The organism is Pseudooceanicola sp., from assembly GCF_041987405.1.
In the GTDB taxonomy this organism is placed as follows: domain Bacteria; phylum Pseudomonadota; class Alphaproteobacteria; order Rhodobacterales; family Rhodobacteraceae; genus Pseudooceanicola.
On the sequence record NZ_JBHIWR010000002.1, the window covers coordinates 418,235 to 438,147 of the forward strand.

Here is a 19,913-nt window from a genome sequence, read left to right on the forward strand (position 1 = left end):
CTAACCTCCCAGCCCTGCCGCGACCTCGTCAATCGTGCGGTTGAGCGAGAGGATCCCCCCCGTCGCGATATACAACTCTGCCGGTGACAGATAGATCACGCGCCCGGATTGCGCCGCCCGGGTGCCTGCGATCAGCGGCGTGTCGAGCGTGGCCCGCGCGGCGTCTGCCCCGCCTCCGACGGCGGCGCCCCGGTCGACAACCAGCAGCGTGTCGGGATCGGCCTCGGCAACATATTCAAAGGACACGGCCTCGCCATGCCGGTTCTCGGCGATGTCCGGCACGGCGGGGGCAAAGCCCACCTCGGTATGCAGCCAGCCAAAGCGGCTGTCCGGACCGAAGACCGACAGTTTCGGCCCGTTAGTCATCAGGATCAGCGCGCGCCCGCCCTCGGCCTCGACCGTGGCACGCAGGCTGGCCAGCTTTGCATCCAGCGCCTCTGCCAGCGCTTTGGCCTCGTCCTCGCGGCCCAGCATCTCGCTAAAGGCGATCAGCCGTGCCTTGCCGTCCTTGAAGGCATCGGTGCCGACGCTCATATCCGCGACCGGCGCGATCCTCGACAGGGCATCGGCCATGGCGACCGACCGGGGGCCGACCACGATCAGGTCCGGGGCAAGGGCGGCGATCGCCTCCATGTCCGGCTCGAAAAAGGACCCGACCGGCGCGGCGGCGTCCAGATCACTGGTCAGGTAATCGACATAGAGCGGCGCGACGACCCCGGCGGGTAGAACACCAAGCGCGGTGATCGTATCAATGGCGGCGACATCCAGCGCGACGATCTTTTCCGGCCGGGCCTCCAGCGTCATCTTGCCCTGGGCCGTGTCGAAGGTGACAGGCTGCGCAAGGGCCGCGGCCGTCAGGCCAAAAAACAGAACTGCAGCGGAAAAAATACGTGGAAAGAGAGACATGGCAGGCCTCGGCTCAAGATGTTTCTGGCTCGCGCATGTCACGCTGGCTGGTGTCACAGGGCTTATCGGCTTGCCAAAGATGGGTCAACTAAATACCTTACTAAAAGAATCAGAAAGGGACGCCGCATGTTGATCTCCACGACGCGGTTCGAAACACCGAACGCTTCAAAGTACCTCCAGGCCCTGTGCAAACACTTTGCCCACAAGGTGTCCGTGGACTACGACGCCACGGCAGGGCGCGCCGATCTGCCTCCGGGTCCGGCCAAGATGAAAGCCGACGAATCAGGCCTCGATATCGAGGTGACGGCCGAGGACGATCAGGGGCTGAAGGTGGCGCAGTACATCGTCGAGGATCACCTGAAACGCTTCGCCTTCCGCGAAGAGCCGGAGGCCCTGACATGGAAAGAGTAGTCCGGGAGGTCAAACGCGATCACGTCGCCGACCGGGTGCCGCAATTCCGCGCGCAGGATCTGACCGGCGACGGAACACGGGCCGAGATCGAACTGAACGGCCAGGTCTATTCGCTGCGCATCACGCGGGCGGGCAAACTGATCCTGACGAAGTAATCCCCGCGCGGGGTGTCCCCGCCGAAAGGCCCGGACGCCCATGTCGGATTTCGGTGTTTTTCGCTGGAATAGAGCCTAGGGTCAGAGGGATGACACATCCCTCTGCCACACCTCCTCCGCCCGGAACCCTCTGGCACGACACCGCCCCTCCGCTGTTTGGCGGCGGCGGTCTGTCTGACACCTCCCACTATGATCTCGTCATCATCGGCGGCGGTTTCACCGGCCTCTCCGCCGCGCTGCATGCCGCGCGCACCGGGGCCAGTACCCTGCTGCTCGAGGCGAGGGAGATTGGCCACGGCGGATCGGGCCGCAACGTCGGCCTCGTCAACGCAGGGCTGTGGCTGCCCCCCGGCGATGTGGCCCGGAAACTGGGGCCGGAGGCCGCGCATCGCCTGACCTCTGTCCTCGCCACCGGTCCGGCGCTGGTGTTTGATCTGATCTCCACACTGCAGATCGACTGCGAGGCCGTCACCAGTGGCACGCTCCATTGCGCCCATGCGCCGTCGGGCATGGCAGAGCTGGAGCGGCGCTACCGCCAACTGATCGACACCGGCGCGCCGGTGCAGCTGTTACCGGCCGAGGAGGCGCGTCGGCGTGTTGGTACCGATCAGGTCCATGGCGCGCTCTTTGACCCGCGCGCGGGGACGATCAACCCGCTGGCCTATGCCCGGGGGCTGGCCCGGGCCGCCCGGGCCGCCGGAGCGCAGATTGTCGAGGGCATGAGAGCCGACACCATCCGTCACGGGCCGGGCGGATGGCGGATCACCTGCGGCGACAATGAAATCTGCGCCGATGCGGTGATCGAGGCAACGAACGCCTATGGCATGGCCCGCAACAGGTTCGCCCCCCTGTCCTTCTTTCAGGTCGCCACGGACCCGCTGCCGCCCGAACAGGGCGAAACGATCCTCCCGGGCGGCGAGGGGTGCTGGGATACCGCGCTGGTCATGTCCTCCTTCCGTCGGGACGCGGCGGGGCGGATCATTCTGGGCGGGATCGGCAGCCTCGGGCATCCGCTGTCGGGCGTCCACCGCCTTTGGGCAGGCCGCAAACTCCGCCGCCTGTTCCCCCAGCTTGCCGGTCTGCCCTTTACCCATGAATGGTTCGGTCGCATCGCCACCACCGCCGATCACCTGCCCCGGATCCAGCGCCTTGGCCCCCGGGGTTACGCCGCCTTCGGCTATTCCGGGCGCGGCATCGGCCCCGGTACGCTGTTCGGCCGTGCCCTGGCGCAGGCCGCCCTGACCGGGGAAGAAGGGGATCTGCCGCTGACCCCGGTCGATCACCATGCAGAAAGGTTCAGGGCGCTACGTGGCGTTTGGTACGAAACCGGCGCTTTGGCGGCCCATGCCCTCGGGTCAATCCGGTAAGGCCCCGCGCCCGGCTAGACCTTCCCCCGGCCCGGGCGCTAGGGTTCCGCCAAATTCACCCGCCAAACCTGACAGCAGACGGAGCGACCATGACCGCCAAGAGCCTTCCCGAGATCACGCGCGACACGATGACCGCCTGCGGCGCCACGGTGGATCTGTCCCATTCCGGCGGTATGCCCGTCACCTCCCCCGTCACCGGGGAGGTCGTGGCGACCCTGGCCGAAGATGACGTCGCCGCAACCGAAGCCGCCGTCGACCGCGCACATGCAGCCTTCAAGACCTGGCGCATGGTGCCCGCCCCGCGCCGCGGCGAACTGGTCCGCCTCTTTGCGGAGGAGTTGCGCAGGTCCAAGGAGGATCTGGGCCGGATGGTTTCGATCGAGGCGGGCAAGAGCCCCTCCGAAGGGCTGGGCGAGGTGCAGGAGATGATCGACATCTGCGATTTCGCCGTCGGCCTCTCCCGCCAGCTCTACGGGCTGACCATCGCCACCGAACGCCCCGGCCACCGCATGATGGAGACCTGGCACCCCCTGGGCGTCGTCGGTATCATCACCGCCTTCAACTTCCCCTGCGCCCCCTGGTGCTGGAATTCGGCCCTGGCGCTGGTCTGTGGCGACCCGGTGCTGTGGAAACCGTCGGAAAAGACGCCCCTGACCGCGCTGGCCTGTCAGGCGGTGCTGGACCGGGCCCTGGCCCGGTTCGGCAGCGACGCGCCGGAGGGATTGAGCCAGGTCCTGATCGGCGGGCCGGAGGTTGGCAACGCCCTAGTCGAGAACGAAAAAGTCGCCCTCGTCTCCGCCACCGGGTCGACCCGCATGGGCCGCATCGTCGGGCCCAAGGTCGCCGCACGTTTTGGCAAATGCATCCTCGAGCTGGGCGGCAACAACGCGGGCATCGTCTGCCCCTCCGCCGATCTGGACATGGCGCTGCGGGCCATCGCCTTTGGCGCCATGGGCACGGCCGGGCAGCGCTGCACCACGATGCGGCGGCTGTTCGTGCACGCGGACATCTATGACCAGATCGTCCCCGCGCTGAAAAAGGCCTATGCCAGCGTCACCGTCGGCAACCCGCTGGAAACCGACGCCCTGGTCGGCCCGCTGATCGACAAGGCGGCCTATGACAGCATGGGCGCGGCGCTGGAAGAAGCGCAGGCCATGGGTGGCACGGTGCAGGGCGGCGCCCGGGCCGATGTGGTGGGGGACGGGTATTACGTCTACCCCGCCATCGTGGAAATGCCGGTGCACGACGGTCCGGTCCTGCGCGAAACCTTCGCGCCGATCCTCTATGTGATGAAATACACCGATTTCGACGCGGTGCTGGACGATCACAACGCGGTCGGCGGCGGGTTGTCCTCGTCGATTTTCACCACCGACCTGCGCGAGATGGAGACCTTCCTCTCTGCCCGCGGCTCCGACTGTGGCATCGCCAATGTCAATATCGGCACCTCCGGCGCGGAAATCGGGGGCGCTTTCGGCGGCGAAAAGGAAACCGGTGGCGGCCGTGAAAGCGGCTCCGACGCCTGGCGGGCCTATATGCGGCGGGCGACCAATACGATCAACTATTCCACCGAACTGCCGCTGGCGCAGGGCGTGGTCTTTGACATCTGAGGCACGACAATGAGCTTTGATCGCGAACTCGAGGAGCGGCTGGTCCGCTACTGCGCCGTCGACACCCAGTCAGACGACGACAGCCCGACCGCACCCTCCACGGTGATCCAGTATGACCTGCTGCGGACGCTGCAGGCCGAACTTACGGAGATCGGCGCACAGGATGTGACCCTCACCGACTACGGCGTGGTTCTGGCCACCATTCCCGGCACCGCCCCGGGGCCGACCATCGGGCTGCTGGCCCATGTCGACACGGCCCCGCAGTTCAACGCAACCGGTGTCAAACCGCGGGTGATCCGGGGCTACAACGGCGGCGACATCACCTATCCCGACAATCCCGATCTAGTGCTCTCCCCCGGTAATTCGCCTTATTTAGGCTCGAAACAGGGCCATGACATCGTCACCGCCTCAGGTCTGACCCTGCTTGGCGCCGACGACAAGGCGGGCGTGGCGATCATCATGACCGCGATGAACCATCTGCTGCAGAATCCGGACATTCCCCATGGCCCGGTGCGCGTCGCCTTCACCCCGGACGAGGAAATCGGCCGCGGTGTCGGGCCGGAGCTGCCAAAGGACCTCGGCGCCGATTTTGCCTATACCTTCGATGGCGGCCGCGTGGGCGAGATCGAATATGAAAGCTTCTCCGCCGACGGGGCGGAAGTCATCGTAAAAGGCGTCTCCATCCACCCCGGCTATGCCAAGGACAAGATGGTGAACGCCGCGCATCTGGCCGCGCGCATCGTCTCCATGCTGCCGCAATCCACCATGGTCCCGGAACTGACCGAGGGCCGCGAGGGCTTCATCCATGTCACCGACATGGAGGGCGGATCGTCCGAGATGCGGATCAAGCTGATCCTGCGCGATTTCGAACTCGACGGTCTGGCCGAGAAGGGAGAGATCCTGCGCAAGGTCTGCGACGCCGTCCAGGCGACGGAACCGCGGGCGGAGATCACCTGCACCATCGCTCCCCAGTATCGCAACATGCGCTACTGGCTGGAAAAGGACATGACCCCGGTCGACCTGGCGCGCGACGCCGCCGCCGCAATCGGGCTTGATCCGGTCTCCGTCCCGATCCGCGGCGGCACCGACGGCTCCCGCCTTACGGAAATGGGCGTGCCCACGCCGAACCTCTTTACCGGCATGCAGATGATTCACGGCCCGCTGGAATGGGTCTCGGTGCAGGACATGGCCAAGGCGACCGAGCTGGGCCTCACTTTGCTGCAAAGGGCAAGTGAACAGGCCAGGGGCTGACCGCTGTCGTGCATGCATTGAGGGGGTGATGGTAGCGGAGGAGGGACTTGAACCCCCGACACGCGGATTATGATTCCGCTGCTCTAACCAACTGAGCTACTCCGCCAGACCGGGGCCGTTTAGGCCAAGGCCGCAGACAGGTCAAGCGGGAAAACCCCGGTTTTGCGGCGTGGGCATACCCTTGTCACTCTCCCGCCTCCGGCGCATCATCGCACGGCTTGGGAGGAGAGCCTGATGATCGAAGACCTCGCCGCCATTGTCGGCGCAAAAAACGTGCTGACCGGGGCCGATGCGGCGCCCTATGCCACCGATATTTCGGCCATGCGTCATGCGGAGCCGCTGGCCGTCGTCCGCCCCGCCACGACACAGGAGGTCGCGGCTGTCGTCAAGCTGGCCAATGCGACCCCCTTCCCGGTGATTCCCGTCGGGGGGCGCTCCGGCCTCTGCGGTGGCGGCATTGGCGAGGCGGTGATCCTCTCCTTCGAACGCATGGCCGCGATCCGCGAAATCCGGCCCGAGGCTCAGCTGGCCGTGGTGGAAGCGGGCGCGATCCTGTCGGACATCCACGCCGCGGCCGAGGCGCAGGACTTGGTCTTTCCGCTGACCTTCGGAGCCAAGGGATCCGCCCGTGTCGGCGGGTTCCTGGGCACCAATGCTGGCGGGTCCAACGTGCTGCGCTATGGCAATACCCGCGATCTGGTCCTGGGGATCGAAGCGGTACTGCCGACCGGAGAGATCGTCGACCTGATGAGCGGGCTGCACAAGAACAACTCCGGCTATGACCTCCGCCACCTGCTGATCGGGGCCGAAGGCACGCTTGGCGTCATCACCGCCGCGACGCTGAAGCTGAAACCGAAGCCCCGCGCTTATGCCACCGCGATGATCGGCATGAAGGAGCTTTCCGCCGCGCTGCCCTTGCTGAACGAGGTGCAGAAGGAAACCGGCGGGTTGGTCGAGGCCTTTGAGTACATGCCGCACAGCTATGTCGAGGACTATGTGAAGCTGAACCCGGCGCATCGGCTGCCCTTTGACCAGCCGCATCCGGTGAACATCCTGATGGAGATCGGCGCCCTCACCCCGCGCGACTGCACGCCGGATGACACCGGCGAAATCCCCGTGGTCGGTTATCTGGAGGAGATCCTGGCCCGCTACCTGGAGGAAGGCCGCATCGACGACGCCGTGGTCGCAAGGAACGAGGCGCAGCGGCAGGAGCTCTGGGCCCGGCGCGAGGCCGCGGCAGAGGTCGCCTCGCTGCGTCCGAACCGGCTGACCAACGACGTGGCCGTGCCGCTCGACAAGGTGGAGGTCTTCCTGAGCCGCGCCGATGCCGTGTTGCAGGATGTCGATCCCGGTGCCGAGACCACCGTGGTGGCGCACTTGGGCGACGGCAATGTGCATTACACCGTCTGGCCCAGTTCGGACGATGCCGCGCGCAAGGAAGAGATCATGGAGCGGGTCGAGGATATCGTGCTCGACCTCGGCGGCTCCTTCAGCGCGGAACACGGGATCGGCACTGCCAAACTGTCGTCGATGGCGCGGCGCAAGGACAAGGCCGCCCTGGCCGCCATGAGGGCGATCAAGGCGGCGCTGGACCCGATGAACATCATGAACCCCGGCAAGCTGCTGCCGCCGGAAGGAGCGAACTGATGCTGTCCAACTTCTCCATCACGCAAAGTGTGAAAAAGGCCGTAATTGAGACTGAATCCGGTGTCGTCGCCTCGCAGCACACCCGCGCCGCCCGGGCGGGGGCAGAGGTGCTGAGCGCGGGAGGCGACGCGATCGACGCGGCCATCGCCACCGGGTTCGTCCTGGGCGTGGTGGAGCCGTGGATGAGCGGGCCGGGCGGCGGCGGGGCCATGGTGATCTGGCGGGAAAAGGAACAGCGCGCCTATGCGCTGAACTTCGGTATGCGCTCGCCCGCCGCGCTGGATGTCGCGGACTATCCGCTGACAGGGCAGGGCCGTGTCTCCGACCTCTTCCCCTGGCCCGCGGTCAAGGACGATCGCAACGTCCATGGCGCGACAGCCATCGCCGTCCCCGGAATGGTCGCAGGGATGGAGGCGGCGCATGGCCGCTTTGCCACCATGCCCTGGGCCGATCTGCTGTCCCCCGCGACCGCAATCGCAAAGGAAGGCCCGCTGGCCGACTGGTATTCCGCCCTGCTCACCACCTCCTCCGCCCGGCTGATCGCCAAGGACCCGGACCTTGCCGCGATCTTCCTCGAAGACGGCACATGGCCGCGCATCGGCGGCTGGACCGCCACGGGGCAGGAGCATCTCGACTTTTCCGGCATGGCCGTCACGCTGGAGCGTCTGGCCGAAGCCGGGGCGCGGGATTTCTACGAGGGCGACATCGGGCGCGCCATGGTCGCCGATGTGCAGGGCAAGGGCGGCAGCCTGTCGATGCAGGATCTCCTCGATTACCGCGCGACCTTCCACGAACCGCTCAGTTTTGCGCGCGGCGGGGCCACGGTCCACGCCATGCCCGGCCTCACCGCCGGTCCGAACCTGGCCGATTACTTCCGCCGCCTGCCTGAAAACGCGACCCCGGATGTGCCTGCCATGGCCGACGCGCTCAAGGCCGCCTATGACCACCGCCTTGCGACCATGGGCCACGACGGCGAAACCCATGACAGCCCGGGATGCACCAGCCATTTCTCCGTCGTCGACCGGGAGGGCAACATGGTCGCCGTGACCCAGACACTGCTGTCGATCTTCGGGTCCCGGGTCCTGTCGCAATCCACCGGCATCCCGATGAACAATGGCATCATGTGGTTCGATCCGGAGCCGGGGAAACCGAACTCCCTTGCCCCCGGCCAGCCCTGCCTGATGAACATCTGCCCAGCCATTGTGCGGGACGAAACCGGCGGTTTTGCCATCGGCGCGTCCGGCGGGCGCAAGATCCTGGGCGCTGTTGCGCAGCTGTCGACCCTGATGACCGACGCGGGCATGACGCTGGAACAGGCCTTCCATCATCCTCGAATCGACATTTCCGGCGAGACGCTTCTGGCGAATGCGGCCCTGCCAGATGCGACGCTGGAGACGCTCCGCAAGGGCCGCGACATCAGCGTCCGGCCCGATGCGGTCTACCCCTTCGCCTGGGCCTGTCCCTCGGCGGTGCGCCGGTCCGGCACGACAAATTCCGGCTGCACAGAGGTCATGTCCCCCTGGGCCGACGCGCTGAGCGAAGATGACGTCTAGGTTCTGAGTATCAGGGCAGGGGATCCGTACGGTAGAGCTTCACCTTCAGCCCGCCATGATCCACCGCGCGATCCACGGGCAGGAAGGGCAGGTCGGTCGCTTTGGCCAGCCCGCCATCGTCGGTGATAATCCCGACGCGCCAGCCGCGAAACCGGGTCTTCAGCACCTCGCCCATGGAACCATAGAGCGAGAAGAGCATCTTGCGATTGCCGATCCGCCCGCCATAGGGCGGGTTGATCATGACGAGGCCCGGTTTGCCCTCGGGCGGGGTGAGATCGCTGATCGGGGCCTGGCGAAATTGCGTGACCTCCGAAACGCCCGCCCGCTCCGCATTGGCCTGCGCATTCTTGACCGCGCCCGCATCCCTGTCAGAGCCGAAAAAGCGCAAGTTAGTCTCTGTTTTCCCCTCCCGTCGCAGGGTACCGACCGCCGCCTCGTCAAAGTTCGCCAGTTGTTCGAAGGCAAAGCTGCGCGTTCGACCCGGCTGCATCCCCAGGGCAATCTCCGCCGCCTCAATGACAAAGGTGCCCGACCCGCACATCGGGTCCACCACAGTCTCCGTCCCGCTATATCCACAGCGCCGCAGGAAGAGCGCGGCCAGGGTTTCGCGCATAGGCGCCTTGCCAACGGCCGCTTTGTGGCCCCGCTTGTGCAAGGACTCCCCCGTGGTATCGAGGCTGATCGTGACGAGGTTGTCCTCGATCCGTACCATCACGCGGACGGGGGCGTCCTTGGTCACCGGCGCGCCCAGCTCTTCGGTGATTGCCTTTGCGACCCGCTGTGCCGCCGCGCGGTCATGATAGATCTTCGACGCCTTGCAGGTGGCCTCCACGCTCACCGGCACATCCGGGCGCAGCACCTCGCCCCAGGGGAACTTGCGCGAGCGTTTGTCCAGCTGTGCCAGATGAAAGGCACGGAATTCGCCAACCCGCACCAGTACTCGCGTCGCACCGCGCAGCTCCAGATTGGCGCGCCAGATCTCTGACCAGCCGCCCGTCGCCTCGACGCCCCCGGGCACAACGCGCGTCCCGGCAAACCCGGCCGCGCGCGCCTCCTCGCAAAGGACAGGCTCCAGCCCCGGATTGCAGACGAAGAAAAGGTCGAAACTGTCGGTCATCCGCATTCACTAGCGGCAAATGCGGGACCCGCCTAGCCCTTGCCGAGGATCACCGGCGGACGGCCCGAATGGCTCCAGTCTGTCGGCTTCAGCTCCCGCTCCGCATCCAGCGCGGCCTCGGAGAGGTACTTGGTCGTGGTCCAGCCGCCATCGACGGCCAGCACCTGCCCGTTGATCCAGCCCGAGGCGGGGGAGGAGAGGAACCAGATCGCCTCGGCCACATCCTCCGGCCGACCCCACCTGGCCGCCGGGGTCATGTCGTAGTTCATCCGGCGAAAGGCCTCGACCTCCAGCCGGTGAAAGGTCATGGGCGTGGGGATCACGCCCGGGGCCACCGCATTGGAGCGGATCCCGGCGGAGCCATACTGCGCCGCCATATGCTGCGTCAGCCCGTGCAGCCCGGCCTTGGCGGCGGAATAGGCGCCGCCGCGCAGCCCGCCGAGAATGGCATAGGTGGAGGAAACGTTGACGATGGTCGCGGTGTCTCCAAAGGCCGTCAGCGCCTCCCGCGCCAGGCGGAAGGGCGCGCGCAGCATTAACCCGAGGAAGGCGTCGAGGGTGTCGTCGTCGGTCGTATGCACCGGCTCCGGACTGCCCGCGCCTGCGTTGTTTACCAGATGGTCGAGCCGCCCGAATGTCGCCACCGCATGGGCCACCGCGCGGGCAGGACCGTCATCGGCGGTGATATCCACCGCGACGGGAGAGAAGAACGCAGCCAGCCCCGCGCAGGCCTCCGCCGCCTCCGCCAGCTTGCCCTCGTCGCGCCCGACACCGACCACCGCGATACCGTTTTTCAGAAAGGTCTGTGCCGTCACCAGCCCGATGCCGCTGGAGGCACCGGTGATGAGGGCGACAGTTTGCGTGCTGTCTGTCATGGGTTCGCCTTTCGCAGGGGGGCCATGGGCGCATCTTCGGACATGAGGTCCGGCGCGCCAAGGAATTGCCGCAGAATGTGAGCCTGTTTCAGGCAAAGTTGCGCATCCGCCTCGGCCGAAAACCCGATGCCACCATGCACCTGGATGCCGGTTCGGGCATTCTCCAGCGCGATGCGCGGGGCCAGTCGGGCCATCGCGGCGACCTGAAACGCCGCATCCTCCCGCCCGTCGCGCAGGGCGATGGCGGCCATGTCGAGCTGCGCCGACAGCATCTCCACCCCGATGGCCATGTTGGCGCAGTGATGCTTGACCGCCTGAAATGCTCCGATCGGCTGGCCGAACTGTTCGCGCGTCTTGGCATAGTCCACCGCCAGATCCCGCGCCAAGGTCGCCACGCCGAGCAACCGGGCGGAGGTCAGCAGGGCGTGGTAATGACGGGTCGCGGCATCGGCCCGCGCCGCATTGCTGCCATCGAGAGTCAGCGCGGCGCGCGCCATGGGCCGCCCATGTCCGAGGGACGGGACCGCGACCAGATCAACCCCGGCCAAAGGGACGAGATGCAGGGTGTCGCCCGCCAGAATCAGACCCTGTACCGCCTGAAATGGCTCGATCAACAGCAGATCGTCCGGCCGCGCCACCCCGGCGCAGACGGTCTGTGCCCCGCCAACCATGGCCTCTGCCAGATCATTGTCCCCGGAGGCCAGGGCGATACGGACGGCCACCGCCGCGGCAATGCTCCCCGGTGACACCAAGTGTTGCCCCAGTAGCGCATGGAGCTGCGCTTCCTCGACGAAGGTAAACCCCGCGCCGCCCGCCTCTTCGGGCAGGGACAGCAGATAGGTCCCGAACTCCGCAATCGCGCCCAGATCCTCCTGATGCCCCGCCTCGCGCAGCCGCGCCACGGGGTAGTGCATCTCCAGCATGGATTGCGCGGCGTCCAGGATCTGGCGCTGGTCCTCGCCCGGTGTCAGGTCAAAGCTCATGCCCGTGCCTCCCGCGGCAGACCGAGGATGCGTTCCCCGATGATGTTGCGCTGGATCTCCGCCGTGCCCCCGGCGATGGTTTCGGAATAGCTCTCCAGATAATCATGCGTCCACGGCCCGTCGGTCAGCGCCTCGGGCCCCAGGATATCCGCGGCAGCCCGGTGGATGCGCTGTGCCAGTTCGGCAAAGGCCAGGCGGACGAGCGACCCGTCAAAGGGCGTCTCCGGTTCGCGCAGAACGGTGCGATAGGTCATGGCGCGGATCGCGGCGGCCTCTGCCCTCAGATCGCACAGGGTCTCTGATACGGCCGACCTCGGCGCTGCCCCGGCCATCTCGATCAGCTCTTCGATCTTCACCGACAGTTCCAGCTGTAGCGCCATCGCCGCCGTGCGCCGCTCAAAGCCAAGCGTGGTCATCGCCGTAGCCCAGCCATTGTGCAGCCCGCCCACGACTTCGGTCAGGGGAATGCGCACATCGTCATAGAAGACCTCGGCAAAATGGCTGACCCCGGCCATATTCTTGATCGGCCGCACGGTGATGCCCGGCAGGCTCATGTCGCAAATCACCCAGCTGAGCCCCTTGTGGCGTTTGGAGCCTGGCTCCGTCCTTATCAGCAGCTCCTGGTACTGCGCGATATCTGCAAAGCTGGACCAGATCTTCTGACCGTTCACCACAAGGTGGTCGCCCTCCACCCGTCCGGTGGTCTTGAGCGAGGCGAGGTCGGAGCCGCTGCCCGGTTCGGAAAAGCCCTGGCACCAGATCGCCCGGCCATCGAGGATGCGGGGCAGGTGAAAGGCCTTCTGCGCGTCGCTGCCGCAGGCGATCAGCGTCGGCCCCGCGTGGTTCAGCGCAACAAAGGTGCAGTCCAGCGTCGACGGTGCCCGCGCGCGTACATATTCCTCGTACCAGATCAGCAGCGTCTCGGGCGAAAGCCCCTTGCCGCCGTAATCTTCCGGCCAGGCCAGCCCGGCCCAGCCGCCCTCGTGCAGCGCGCCCAGCCAGGCCGTCGCGAACTCTCTCGACGCCGCGCCCTCCGCCGGAGGTCTTTCCTCCGGGACGTGGGTGTCCAGCCAGGTGCGCGCGGTCATCCGAAAGTCGCGCATCTCTTCCGTTTCGTCGAGCTTCATGCTGTCGTTCCCTGATGTCGGACCGTCGTTTGTTCCGCAAGATGGGACAAACCGGGTAGTGTGCCGAACATCCCCCTTTCGAGATGCCGCTCTGTCAAAACAAGGGTATCCGTGAAAAAACCATAAGGTCAAGCGTCCGAAGGTTGACAGTTCCGGGACGTATCGTCATGGTCGGGTCTGCCTTGAGGAGGACAATTGTCCCATATAATGGGAGATCAGGCGAGTGGATTTCAACTGGACAGAAGAAGATGCGGCCTACCGGGCCCGTATCCGTGCCTTTCTCGAGCGTGAGCTTCCCGACAACTGGGATGAAATTGCACGCCACGGGCCGGGATCGAAGGAGCAGACGGATTTCAGCCTCGACTTCTGTCCCAAGCTGGCCGCCGAGGGCCTGCTGATTCCGCATTGGCCCGAGGAATGGGGCGGCGCCGCGCGTCCGCCGTGGGAGCACTTCATCCTGGGCGAGGAGATGTGGCGCGCGGGCGAGCCGCGAGGCGCGCAGTACATGAACGTCAACTGGATCGGCCCGGTCCTGATGAAATACGGCTCCGACGCGCAGAAGGCCCAGTACATTCCGCAAATGGCTTCCGGGCAGGCGATCTGGTGTCAGGGCTTTTCCGAACCCAATGCCGGCTCCGACCTCGCCTCGCTGCGCACCCGGGCGGTGCGTGAGGGCGACGACTATGTGATCAACGGGCAGAAGATCTGGACCTCCTATGCCGGGCTTGCCTCCACCTGTTTCCTTCTGGCGCAGACCGGCGGGGCAGAGGGCGGGCGTTCCGGCATCGCGATCTTCCTGGTGCCGATGGACACCCCGGGGATCGAGGTGCGCGCGATCCCCAGCCTGATCGGACACGGCGACATTCACGAGGTCTTCTTCACCGATGTCCGCGTCCCGGCCGCCGCCCGTCTGGGCGAGGAGGGCGAGGGGTGGTCGATCATCTCCTACGCGCTGGCCAACGAACGGGTCGGTATTCCGCGCTATGAAATGGGCGCCGCCGAGCTGGACGCCATGGTCGAGGAGCTGAAGCGTCGAAGCCAGTTCAGCGACAGCGTGGTCCGCACACGCGCTGCCGAGGCCGCCGCCGCCTGCGAAGCCGCGCGCCTGCAGGTCTACCGGGTCGTCGATGGCCGCTCGCGGGGCGAGCCGCCTGGCAATGAATCCAACCTCGCCCGGGTCGCCGTGGTGACCGCCGAACACAAGGTGACGGATTTTGGGATGGATTTCCTGCCCGATTGCTTCTCCGGGCTAAGTCACATGCCGATGCTGTCGCATCACGAACGGGCCATCGTCACCGGGATCGCCGCCGGCGCGACGGAAATCCAGCTGAACCTGGTGGCGCGCCGTCACCTGAACCTTCCAAAGGGGGCCTGAGATGCGGTTCGATCTGAACGAGGATCAGGCAACCTTCACCACCGTGCTGGAACAGATGCTCAGCGCGCCCGAGGCGGAGTTCCGCACCGTGGAGGGCTGGGGCCGTTACGATTACGGCACAGCCCTCGATGCGCAGCTGGAGGAAAACGGGTTTTTCGAGGCCGCCCGCGAGCCGGACCTGGGCACCGTCGCCGCCGCGCTCATGGTCTATGAAACCGCTCAGGCCCCCGTCTGCCTGGAATGCGGTGCCTCCGCGCTGATCCGCCCCTTTCTCAGCCGTGAGGTGCCGCGCCCGCTGGCGGTTGTCGTCGACGACGCCCCCGGCCCGGTGCGGTATCTGCCCAATGCCCGCGGCCTTGTGTCGATCAGCGGCGCGGGCGTCTCCTATGCCGCCGTCCCGCAGGGCGCGGCGCAGACGGTCGAAAGCCTCTACGCCTATCCCATGGGCACCGTCGATCATGACGCGCTGACGTGGGAGAGCCTGGACTGTGACCCCGGCGAGATGCGCGTGTTGTGGCAGATCGCCACCGCAGCAGAGCTGACCGGCGTGCTCAAGGCCGGGATGGATGCCGTCATCCAGTACGTGTCGGAGCGCAAGCAGTTCGGCCAGCCCCTGGGTGCCTTTCAGGGGGTCCAGCACCGGCTGGCGGGCGCCGCGGTGGAGATCGAGGGGGCCAAATGGCAGATGCTGCGCGCCACGCACAGCCGCTCGGCCCGCGATGCCGCCTGCGCCCTGGGATTTGCGCAAGGCATGGCGACCCGTATCGGCTATGATCTGCATCAGTTCATGGGCGCCATGGGTCTGACGCTGGAGCATCCGTTGCATCGCTGGACCTATCGCGCCCGTCTGCTGCGGGCGGAGATGGGGGGATCCTCTGCGGCCTACCTCGACTATGCCCGCGAAAGATGGGGGGATTGATGCGTGATTTGCCTGATTTAGAGACGATTCTGCTGGTTCGCGACGGACGGCGGCTGACCATTACCATGAACAGGCCCGACGCCCTGAACGCAGTCGGTGGTCCCATGCACGGCGAGATTATCGAGGCGCTGAGCTTTGCTGCCAGTGACCCTGACTCCGACGTCATCGTCATCACCGGCGCAGGGCGCGCCTTCTCCGCCGGGGGAGACCTGGGCGAGATGCGGCAGGTGATGGACAACCCCGACCTCTTTGATCGCGAGGCGGTAAATGCCAAGAGGTTGATCTTCACCCTGCTGGAGATCGAGAAACCCGTCATCGCCCGGATCAACGGCCCCGCCGTCGGCCTTGGCGCGACGATTGCGCTGTTCTGCGACATCACCTTTGCCTCCGACCGCGCCAAGATCGGCGATCCGCATGTCGCCATCGGTCTGGTGGCCGGGGACGGCGGCGCGGTGATCTGGCCGCAGCTGGTCGGGATGCACCGGGCGAAGGAATTCCTGCTGACTGGCGAGATCCTGACCGCACAGAAGGCCGCCGAGATCGGGCTGGTGAACCACGTCCTGCCCGAGGCAGAGCTGGACGCGGCGGTGGATGCGCTGTGCGACAAACTCATCGCCGGGGCGACCAAGGCCATCCGCTGGACCAAGGTCACGATGAATCTGGAACTGAAACGCATCGCCCACGCCCTGCTGGACCCCGGCATCGCCTATGAGGCGCTGTCAGTGCGCAGCGACGATCACCGACGCCTGGTCGAGGAGCTGACCCGGAAAATCGGCGACAAGGACAAGTCATGACCGCCGCGCAGGATCGGCTGCAGACCCGGCTCGCCACGCTGAAAGAGGCGGGCCGCCACCGCGCCCCCGCGCGCCCCGGCCTGGGGGAGATCGCGCTGCACCTGGCCGAAGAGGACCCGCAGCGCATCGTCATCAGCGACGCCAGACGCGACGTGACCCGGGCGCAGATGGTCGACATGGCCCGCCGTCTGGGCGGCGCCCTGCTGGACCGGGGGATCGCCCCCGGCGCCGTTATCGCCTTTCAACTGCCCAACTGGTGGGAAGCCTGCGTCATCAACATGACAGCGGCGCTTTTCGGCTATCGCATCCTGCCGCTGCTGCCGATCTACCGCGCCGCCGAACTGGGGGTGATCCTGCCCGAATGTGGTGTCAGGGCGGTCTTTGTCCCCCCGGCGGACAAGCGGGTGGATTACCGCGCCCTGATCTCCGGCATAGACGGCGCGCCGGAGCATGTCTTTACCGTGCGGGGCGACGGATCGGACGGCCCGGCCTTTGACCCGCTGCTGGCCCATGATCCTGCCGCGCCGCGCCTGCCCGCGCCCGAGGATGCCAAGATGATCATCTTCACCTCCGGCAGCACCGGGCGGCCCAAGGGGGTGATCCACACCCATGCCTCGCTGGATGCTGTGGTGCGGGATACGGCGGCTTTCTGGGATCTGGACAGTAGCGATGTCATGTATGTCCCCTCGCCGATCAGCCATATCGGCGGGTCGATATACGCCTTTGAGTTTCCGTGGATTTCCGGCTGCCGAACGATCCTCGAAGATCACTGGGACCCGGACCGCGCGGTCGCCCGGATCGACGCCGAAGGGGTCACTTTCATGGCCGGCGCCACGCCCTTCCTCAAGGGGTTGCTGGCGGCCTCCGCACAAGCCGGAACGCGCCTGACCGGTCTGCGTCGGTTCATCTGCGGCGGCGCCAGCGTGCCGCCCGATCTGGTGCAGCAGGCGTTGGAGCGGTTTCCCAATGCCGTCGTTTCCCGCGCCTATGGCTCGACCGAGGTGCCGCTGGCCTGCCCGGGTATTCGCGACCGGGCCAGCGCCATGGCCCGCACGGACACCGACGGCGAAGTGGAGGTCGAGGTCCGGTTGCTGGAGGAAACGGGCGGCGAAGGCGAGATCGCCTTTCGCGGGCCGAACATGTTCATCGGCTACCTTGACCCCGAGCACGACGCGGGCAATTTCACCCCCGACGGCTTCTTCCTGATGGGGGACATGGGGCGGGTGATCGACGATCGGTTCATCACCATCACCGGCCGCAAGAAGGACATCATCATCCGCAAGGGCGAAAACATCAGCCCGCTGGAGATCGAGAACGCCCTGATGTCCCACCCCGATGTCGCGGCCGTCGCCCTTGTCGGCGCGCCGGAGCCGGAACGGGGCGAAATGGTCGTCGCCTTCCTCGTCCCTGCGCCGGGTGCTACCTTCGGCATGGCGGAGATGACGGCGCATCTGTCCGGCTGCGGCTTCGCCCGGCAGAAGTTCCCCGAGCGGCTGGAAATCGTGGAGGCCCTGCCGATGAATACCGTCGGCAAGGTCCAGAAACCCGAATTGCGCCAGATCGCGGCCAGGCTGGTCGCACAGGATATGGGGCCGAATACATCATGACCCGCGCCGCCCCGAACTGAGGACCGAACCCAGATGACCCGGACAGAGCCATATTCGCGGGCAGAGCTTCTGCCCCTCTATGATCCCAAAAGCATCGCGGTCATCGGCGCATCCACCCGCCCGGGGTCCTTCGGGGGTCGCACGGTGGAAAACCTGGTGGGCTATGACGGCGCGCTCTATCCGGTCAACGAAAAATACGACGAAATCGCCGGTGTCCGCTGCTACCCCAGCCTCGCCGCCCTGCCAGAGGTGCCGGACCTGGCGGTGCTGACCACCCCCGCCGCCTCTGTCGAAGGGCTGCTGGAGGATTGCATTGCCGCCGGTGTACCCGCCGTCATGGTCTATGCCTCCGGCTTTTCCGAAATCGGGACGGAGGAGGCCCGCGCGACCCAGACCCGCATCGCCGCCCGCGCGGCAGAGGCCGGGGTTCGCCTGCTTGGCCCGAATTGCGTCGGCATGCTGAACTACACCTCCGGTGCGCGGGTCAGCTTTGCCGGCTGCCCGCAGGGCCGACAGGCGGGCGGGCCCGCCATCGGCGTCGTCTGCCAGTCCGGCGCGCTAGGCTTTGCCCTGGCCCAGGCGATGGATCGCGGCGTCGGCATCAGCCATGTCGCCAGCTGCGGCAATTCCTCGGATGTGGACGTGGCGGACTGGGTCGCCGCCCTGGCCGACGAGCCGACCTGCACCGCCATCGCCTGCGCCTTCGAAGGGCTGGCCGACCCGCAGAAATTCCTGCGCGCCGCGCAGATCGCCTGGGACCGGAACAAGCCATTGGTGGTCTACAAGATGGCCGTGGGAGAAGAGGGGGCGGCGGCGGCCATGTCGCACACCGCCTCGCTCGCCGGATCGGCGGAGCTGTGGGAGGCGCTGTTCGACAAGGGCGGGGCGATTGCGGTTCATGACTTTGACGCGCTGGTCGAAACCGCATGGTTCTTTGCCAAGGCCCCCGCGCCAAAGGCCGACGGCGCGGCGATGCTGTCGGGCTCTGGCGGGGCGGCGATCATGTCGTCGGACTTTGCCGAAATCGCCGATGTGCCCATGCCGCAGCCCCAGCCAGAGGTGCTGGCCCGCCTGAAGGATCTACTGCCCTCCTTCGTGCCCGCCCGCAATCCCTGCGATGTCACCGCCGGGGTCATCAACGACCCCGATACCCTGATGGCCTGCGCAGATGCCCTGTTGGGCGATCCGGCCTATGGCGCGCTGGTCTTCGGCTATACCTACGCCTATCCGATCGCCACCGCCCGCCAGCCCCGGCTCAGTGCCCTGGCCGCCAAACACGGCAAGCCGATCGTCTATGTCTGGATGACACAGCTGATGGAGGGCGAGGGCCGCCGCGAGGTCGAGCAGGACCCCAATGTCGTGGTCTTCAGCTCCATGCGACGGGCTTTCACCGTCATGAAGGCCTGGACGGAGCGGGAGGCGCGCCGCAACCGCCCTGCATCCCCCGTTCTGTCCTCCACCGCCGAGGCCCGGGAACGCGCCAGCGCGCTGATCGCCACCGCCTCCGGTCGGGCGCTCGGGGAAAGCGCGTCGAAAGCGATACTCTCGGCCTACGGGATCGCCATCCCGGCCGAACGCCTGGTGACCGATCGCGCCATGGCCGCCGAGGTGGCGCAGGAGATGCGGGTGGATCTGGCGATGAAGGTCGACAGCCCCGATATCCTGCACAAGAGCGATGTTGGGGGCGTGGCGCTGAACATCCGCGGGTCAGCTGCGGCCGCCGCGGCCTTCGACGATATCATGACGGCCTGCCGCAGGGCCCATCCAGAGGCCCGCATCGACGGTGCTCTGGTGCAGGAGATGATCCCCCGGGGTCTGGAGGTCATCGCCGGGTTCCGCAATGCCGAAGGCTTCGGCCCCGTCCTGACCGTCGGTATGGGTGGCCTGTTGACGGAGCTGCTGTCGGACACGGTCACCACCCTGGCCCCGGTCACCGGGGACGAGGCGCTGGATATGCTGCGCGGGTTGCGTGGCGCGGCGCTTTTCGACGGGTACCGAGGGGCGGCCCCCGCCGATCTTCCCGCCGTGGCAGAGGCCATCGCTGCCCTGTCACGCCTCGCCACGGACTTTCCCGACCGGCTGGCAGAGTTCGATATCAACCCGCTCATTTGCCTGCCCGACCGCTGCGTCGCGGTGGACGGGCTGGCGATTCTTTCTGGCGGATAGGTGCAGGGGCTGCGATTGGGGATGTGATCCCCGCCAATTCTCAATATGTTACA

The 19,913-nt window shown here is 66.6% G+C and carries 17 protein-coding genes and 1 tRNA gene; 12 read left to right on the top strand and 6 right to left on the bottom strand.

All coding sequences use genetic code 11. The features are described from left to right. Complete coding sequence (locus tag ACFC2Y_RS06800; RefSeq protein ID WP_375174005.1) at positions 1-906, bottom strand: siderophore ABC transporter substrate-binding protein; 906 nt, start codon at positions 904-906, stop codon at positions 1-3. Positions 907-1,032: 126 nt separating this feature from the next. Between ACFC2Y_RS06800 and ACFC2Y_RS06805 the strand changes: the two genes are divergently transcribed. The 5 genes from ACFC2Y_RS06805 (at position 1,033) to pepT (ending at position 5,697) form a co-directional block, all read left to right on the top strand. Next, complete coding sequence (locus ACFC2Y_RS06805; RefSeq protein ID WP_375174004.1) at positions 1,033-1,317, top strand: DUF2218 domain-containing protein; 285 nt, start codon at positions 1,033-1,035, stop codon at positions 1,315-1,317. Next, positions 1,305-1,472, top strand: a complete 168-nt coding sequence (hemP, locus tag ACFC2Y_RS06810; RefSeq protein ID WP_375174003.1) for a hemin uptake protein HemP — start codon at positions 1,305-1,307, stop codon at positions 1,470-1,472. Before ACFC2Y_RS06805 ends, hemP begins: the two co-directional genes overlap by 13 nt. An 89-nt stretch (positions 1,473-1,561) precedes the next feature. Then, entirely contained in the window at positions 1,562-2,839 is a 1,278-nt protein-coding gene (locus ACFC2Y_RS06815) for an NAD(P)/FAD-dependent oxidoreductase (protein ID WP_375174002.1), read from the top strand. Between the two features lie 128 nt (positions 2,840-2,967). Continuing rightward, on the top strand, positions 2,968-4,446 hold the full coding sequence (locus tag ACFC2Y_RS06820) for an aldehyde dehydrogenase family protein (RefSeq protein ID WP_375174417.1): 1,479 nt from the start codon (positions 2,968-2,970) through the stop codon (positions 4,444-4,446). A 9-nt stretch (positions 4,447-4,455) separates the two neighbouring features. After that, positions 4,456-5,697: a peptidase T gene (gene pepT / locus ACFC2Y_RS06825; RefSeq protein ID WP_375174001.1), complete on the top strand. Its 1,242-nt coding sequence runs from the start codon at positions 4,456-4,458 to the stop codon at positions 5,695-5,697. Positions 5,698-5,726: 29 nt separating this feature from the next. Here pepT and ACFC2Y_RS06830 read toward each other — a convergent pair. After that, positions 5,727-5,803 (bottom strand) — tRNA-Met (locus ACFC2Y_RS06830). 128 nt (positions 5,804-5,931) lie between these two features. On the opposite strand from ACFC2Y_RS06830, the gene ACFC2Y_RS06835 reads away from it, so the two are divergent. Next, positions 5,932-7,344 (top strand): FAD-binding oxidoreductase, encoded by a 1,413-nt coding sequence (locus ACFC2Y_RS06835; protein WP_375174000.1) that lies wholly within the window; start codon positions 5,932-5,934, stop codon positions 7,342-7,344. After that, positions 7,344-8,897, top strand: coding sequence for a gamma-glutamyltransferase family protein (locus ACFC2Y_RS06840; protein ID WP_375173999.1), 1,554 nt, complete (start codon positions 7,344-7,346; stop codon positions 8,895-8,897). The genes ACFC2Y_RS06835 and ACFC2Y_RS06840 overlap by 1 nt, the downstream gene beginning before the upstream one ends. Positions 8,898-8,907: 10 nt before the next feature. Here ACFC2Y_RS06840 and ACFC2Y_RS06845 read toward each other — a convergent pair whose 3' ends face one another. From ACFC2Y_RS06845 to ACFC2Y_RS06860, 4 genes are read right to left on the bottom strand one after another with little or no spacing between them, the layout of a single operon-like run. Next, complete coding sequence (locus ACFC2Y_RS06845; protein WP_375173998.1) at positions 8,908-10,020, bottom strand: class I SAM-dependent RNA methyltransferase; 1,113 nt, start codon at positions 10,018-10,020, stop codon at positions 8,908-8,910. A 26-nt stretch (positions 10,021-10,046) separates the two neighbouring features. Then, on the bottom strand, positions 10,047-10,889 hold the full coding sequence (locus ACFC2Y_RS06850; RefSeq protein ID WP_375173997.1) for an SDR family NAD(P)-dependent oxidoreductase: 843 nt from the start codon (positions 10,887-10,889) through the stop codon (positions 10,047-10,049). Next, positions 10,886-11,872 (bottom strand): acyl-CoA dehydrogenase family protein, encoded by a 987-nt coding sequence (locus ACFC2Y_RS06855; RefSeq protein ID WP_375173996.1) that lies wholly within the window; start codon positions 11,870-11,872, stop codon positions 10,886-10,888. The genes ACFC2Y_RS06850 and ACFC2Y_RS06855 overlap by 4 nt, the downstream gene beginning before the upstream one ends. Beyond that, complete coding sequence (locus tag ACFC2Y_RS06860; protein WP_375173995.1) at positions 11,869-12,999, bottom strand: acyl-CoA dehydrogenase family protein; 1,131 nt, start codon at positions 12,997-12,999, stop codon at positions 11,869-11,871. The genes ACFC2Y_RS06855 and ACFC2Y_RS06860 overlap by 4 nt, the downstream gene beginning before the upstream one ends. A gap of 223 nt (positions 13,000-13,222) precedes the next feature. Between ACFC2Y_RS06860 and ACFC2Y_RS06865 the strand changes: the two genes are divergently transcribed. From ACFC2Y_RS06865 to ACFC2Y_RS06885, 5 genes are read left to right on the top strand one after another with little or no spacing between them, the layout of a single operon-like run. Next, entirely contained in the window at positions 13,223-14,374 is a 1,152-nt protein-coding gene (locus ACFC2Y_RS06865) for an acyl-CoA dehydrogenase family protein (RefSeq protein ID WP_375173994.1), read from the top strand. A 1-nt stretch (position 14,375) separates the two neighbouring features. After that, positions 14,376-15,293 (top strand): acyl-CoA dehydrogenase family protein, encoded by a 918-nt coding sequence (locus ACFC2Y_RS06870; RefSeq protein WP_375173993.1) that lies wholly within the window; start codon positions 14,376-14,378, stop codon positions 15,291-15,293. Continuing rightward, on the top strand, positions 15,293-16,087 hold the full coding sequence (locus ACFC2Y_RS06875; RefSeq protein ID WP_375173992.1) for an enoyl-CoA hydratase/isomerase family protein: 795 nt from the start codon (positions 15,293-15,295) through the stop codon (positions 16,085-16,087). Before ACFC2Y_RS06870 ends, ACFC2Y_RS06875 begins: the two co-directional genes overlap by 1 nt. Next, positions 16,084-17,694 (top strand): AMP-binding protein, encoded by a 1,611-nt coding sequence (locus tag ACFC2Y_RS06880; protein WP_375173991.1) that lies wholly within the window; start codon positions 16,084-16,086, stop codon positions 17,692-17,694. Before ACFC2Y_RS06875 ends, ACFC2Y_RS06880 begins: the two co-directional genes overlap by 4 nt. Before the next feature lie 33 nt (positions 17,695-17,727). After that, complete coding sequence (locus ACFC2Y_RS06885; RefSeq protein WP_375173990.1) at positions 17,728-19,860, top strand: acetate--CoA ligase family protein; 2,133 nt, start codon at positions 17,728-17,730, stop codon at positions 19,858-19,860. The last annotated feature ends 53 nt before the right edge of the window (positions 19,861-19,913 follow it).

Bases quoted from the DNA above. Each gene is read 5' to 3' on its own strand.
- ACFC2Y_RS06800 (WP_375174005.1), bottom strand. From the start codon at position 906: ATGTCTCTCTTTCCACGTATTTTTTCCGCTGCAGTTCTGTTTTTTGGC.
- ACFC2Y_RS06870 (WP_375173993.1), top strand. From the start codon at position 14,376: ATGCGGTTCGATCTGAACGAGGATCAGGCAACCTTCACCACCGTGCTG.
- ACFC2Y_RS06805 (WP_375174004.1), top strand. From the start codon at position 1,033: ATGTTGATCTCCACGACGCGGTTCGAAACACCGAACGCTTCAAAGTAC.
- ACFC2Y_RS06835 (WP_375174000.1), top strand. From the start codon at position 5,932: ATGATCGAAGACCTCGCCGCCATTGTCGGCGCAAAAAACGTGCTGACC.
- pepT (WP_375174001.1), top strand. From the start codon at position 4,456: ATGAGCTTTGATCGCGAACTCGAGGAGCGGCTGGTCCGCTACTGCGCC.
- ACFC2Y_RS06880 (WP_375173991.1), top strand. From the start codon at position 16,084: ATGACCGCCGCGCAGGATCGGCTGCAGACCCGGCTCGCCACGCTGAAA.
- hemP (WP_375174003.1), top strand. From the start codon at position 1,305: ATGGAAAGAGTAGTCCGGGAGGTCAAACGCGATCACGTCGCCGACCGG.
- ACFC2Y_RS06840 (WP_375173999.1), top strand. From the start codon at position 7,344: ATGCTGTCCAACTTCTCCATCACGCAAAGTGTGAAAAAGGCCGTAATT.
- ACFC2Y_RS06885 (WP_375173990.1), top strand. From the start codon at position 17,728: ATGACCCGGACAGAGCCATATTCGCGGGCAGAGCTTCTGCCCCTCTAT.
- ACFC2Y_RS06875 (WP_375173992.1), top strand. From the start codon at position 15,293: ATGCGTGATTTGCCTGATTTAGAGACGATTCTGCTGGTTCGCGACGGA.
- ACFC2Y_RS06860 (WP_375173995.1), bottom strand. From the start codon at position 12,999: ATGAAGCTCGACGAAACGGAAGAGATGCGCGACTTTCGGATGACCGCG.
- ACFC2Y_RS06855 (WP_375173996.1), bottom strand. From the start codon at position 11,872: ATGAGCTTTGACCTGACACCGGGCGAGGACCAGCGCCAGATCCTGGAC.
- ACFC2Y_RS06820 (WP_375174417.1), top strand. From the start codon at position 2,968: ATGACCGCCTGCGGCGCCACGGTGGATCTGTCCCATTCCGGCGGTATG.
- ACFC2Y_RS06815 (WP_375174002.1), top strand. From the start codon at position 1,562: ATGACACATCCCTCTGCCACACCTCCTCCGCCCGGAACCCTCTGGCAC.
- ACFC2Y_RS06845 (WP_375173998.1), bottom strand. From the start codon at position 10,020: ATGCGGATGACCGACAGTTTCGACCTTTTCTTCGTCTGCAATCCGGGG.
- ACFC2Y_RS06850 (WP_375173997.1), bottom strand. From the start codon at position 10,889: ATGACAGACAGCACGCAAACTGTCGCCCTCATCACCGGTGCCTCCAGC.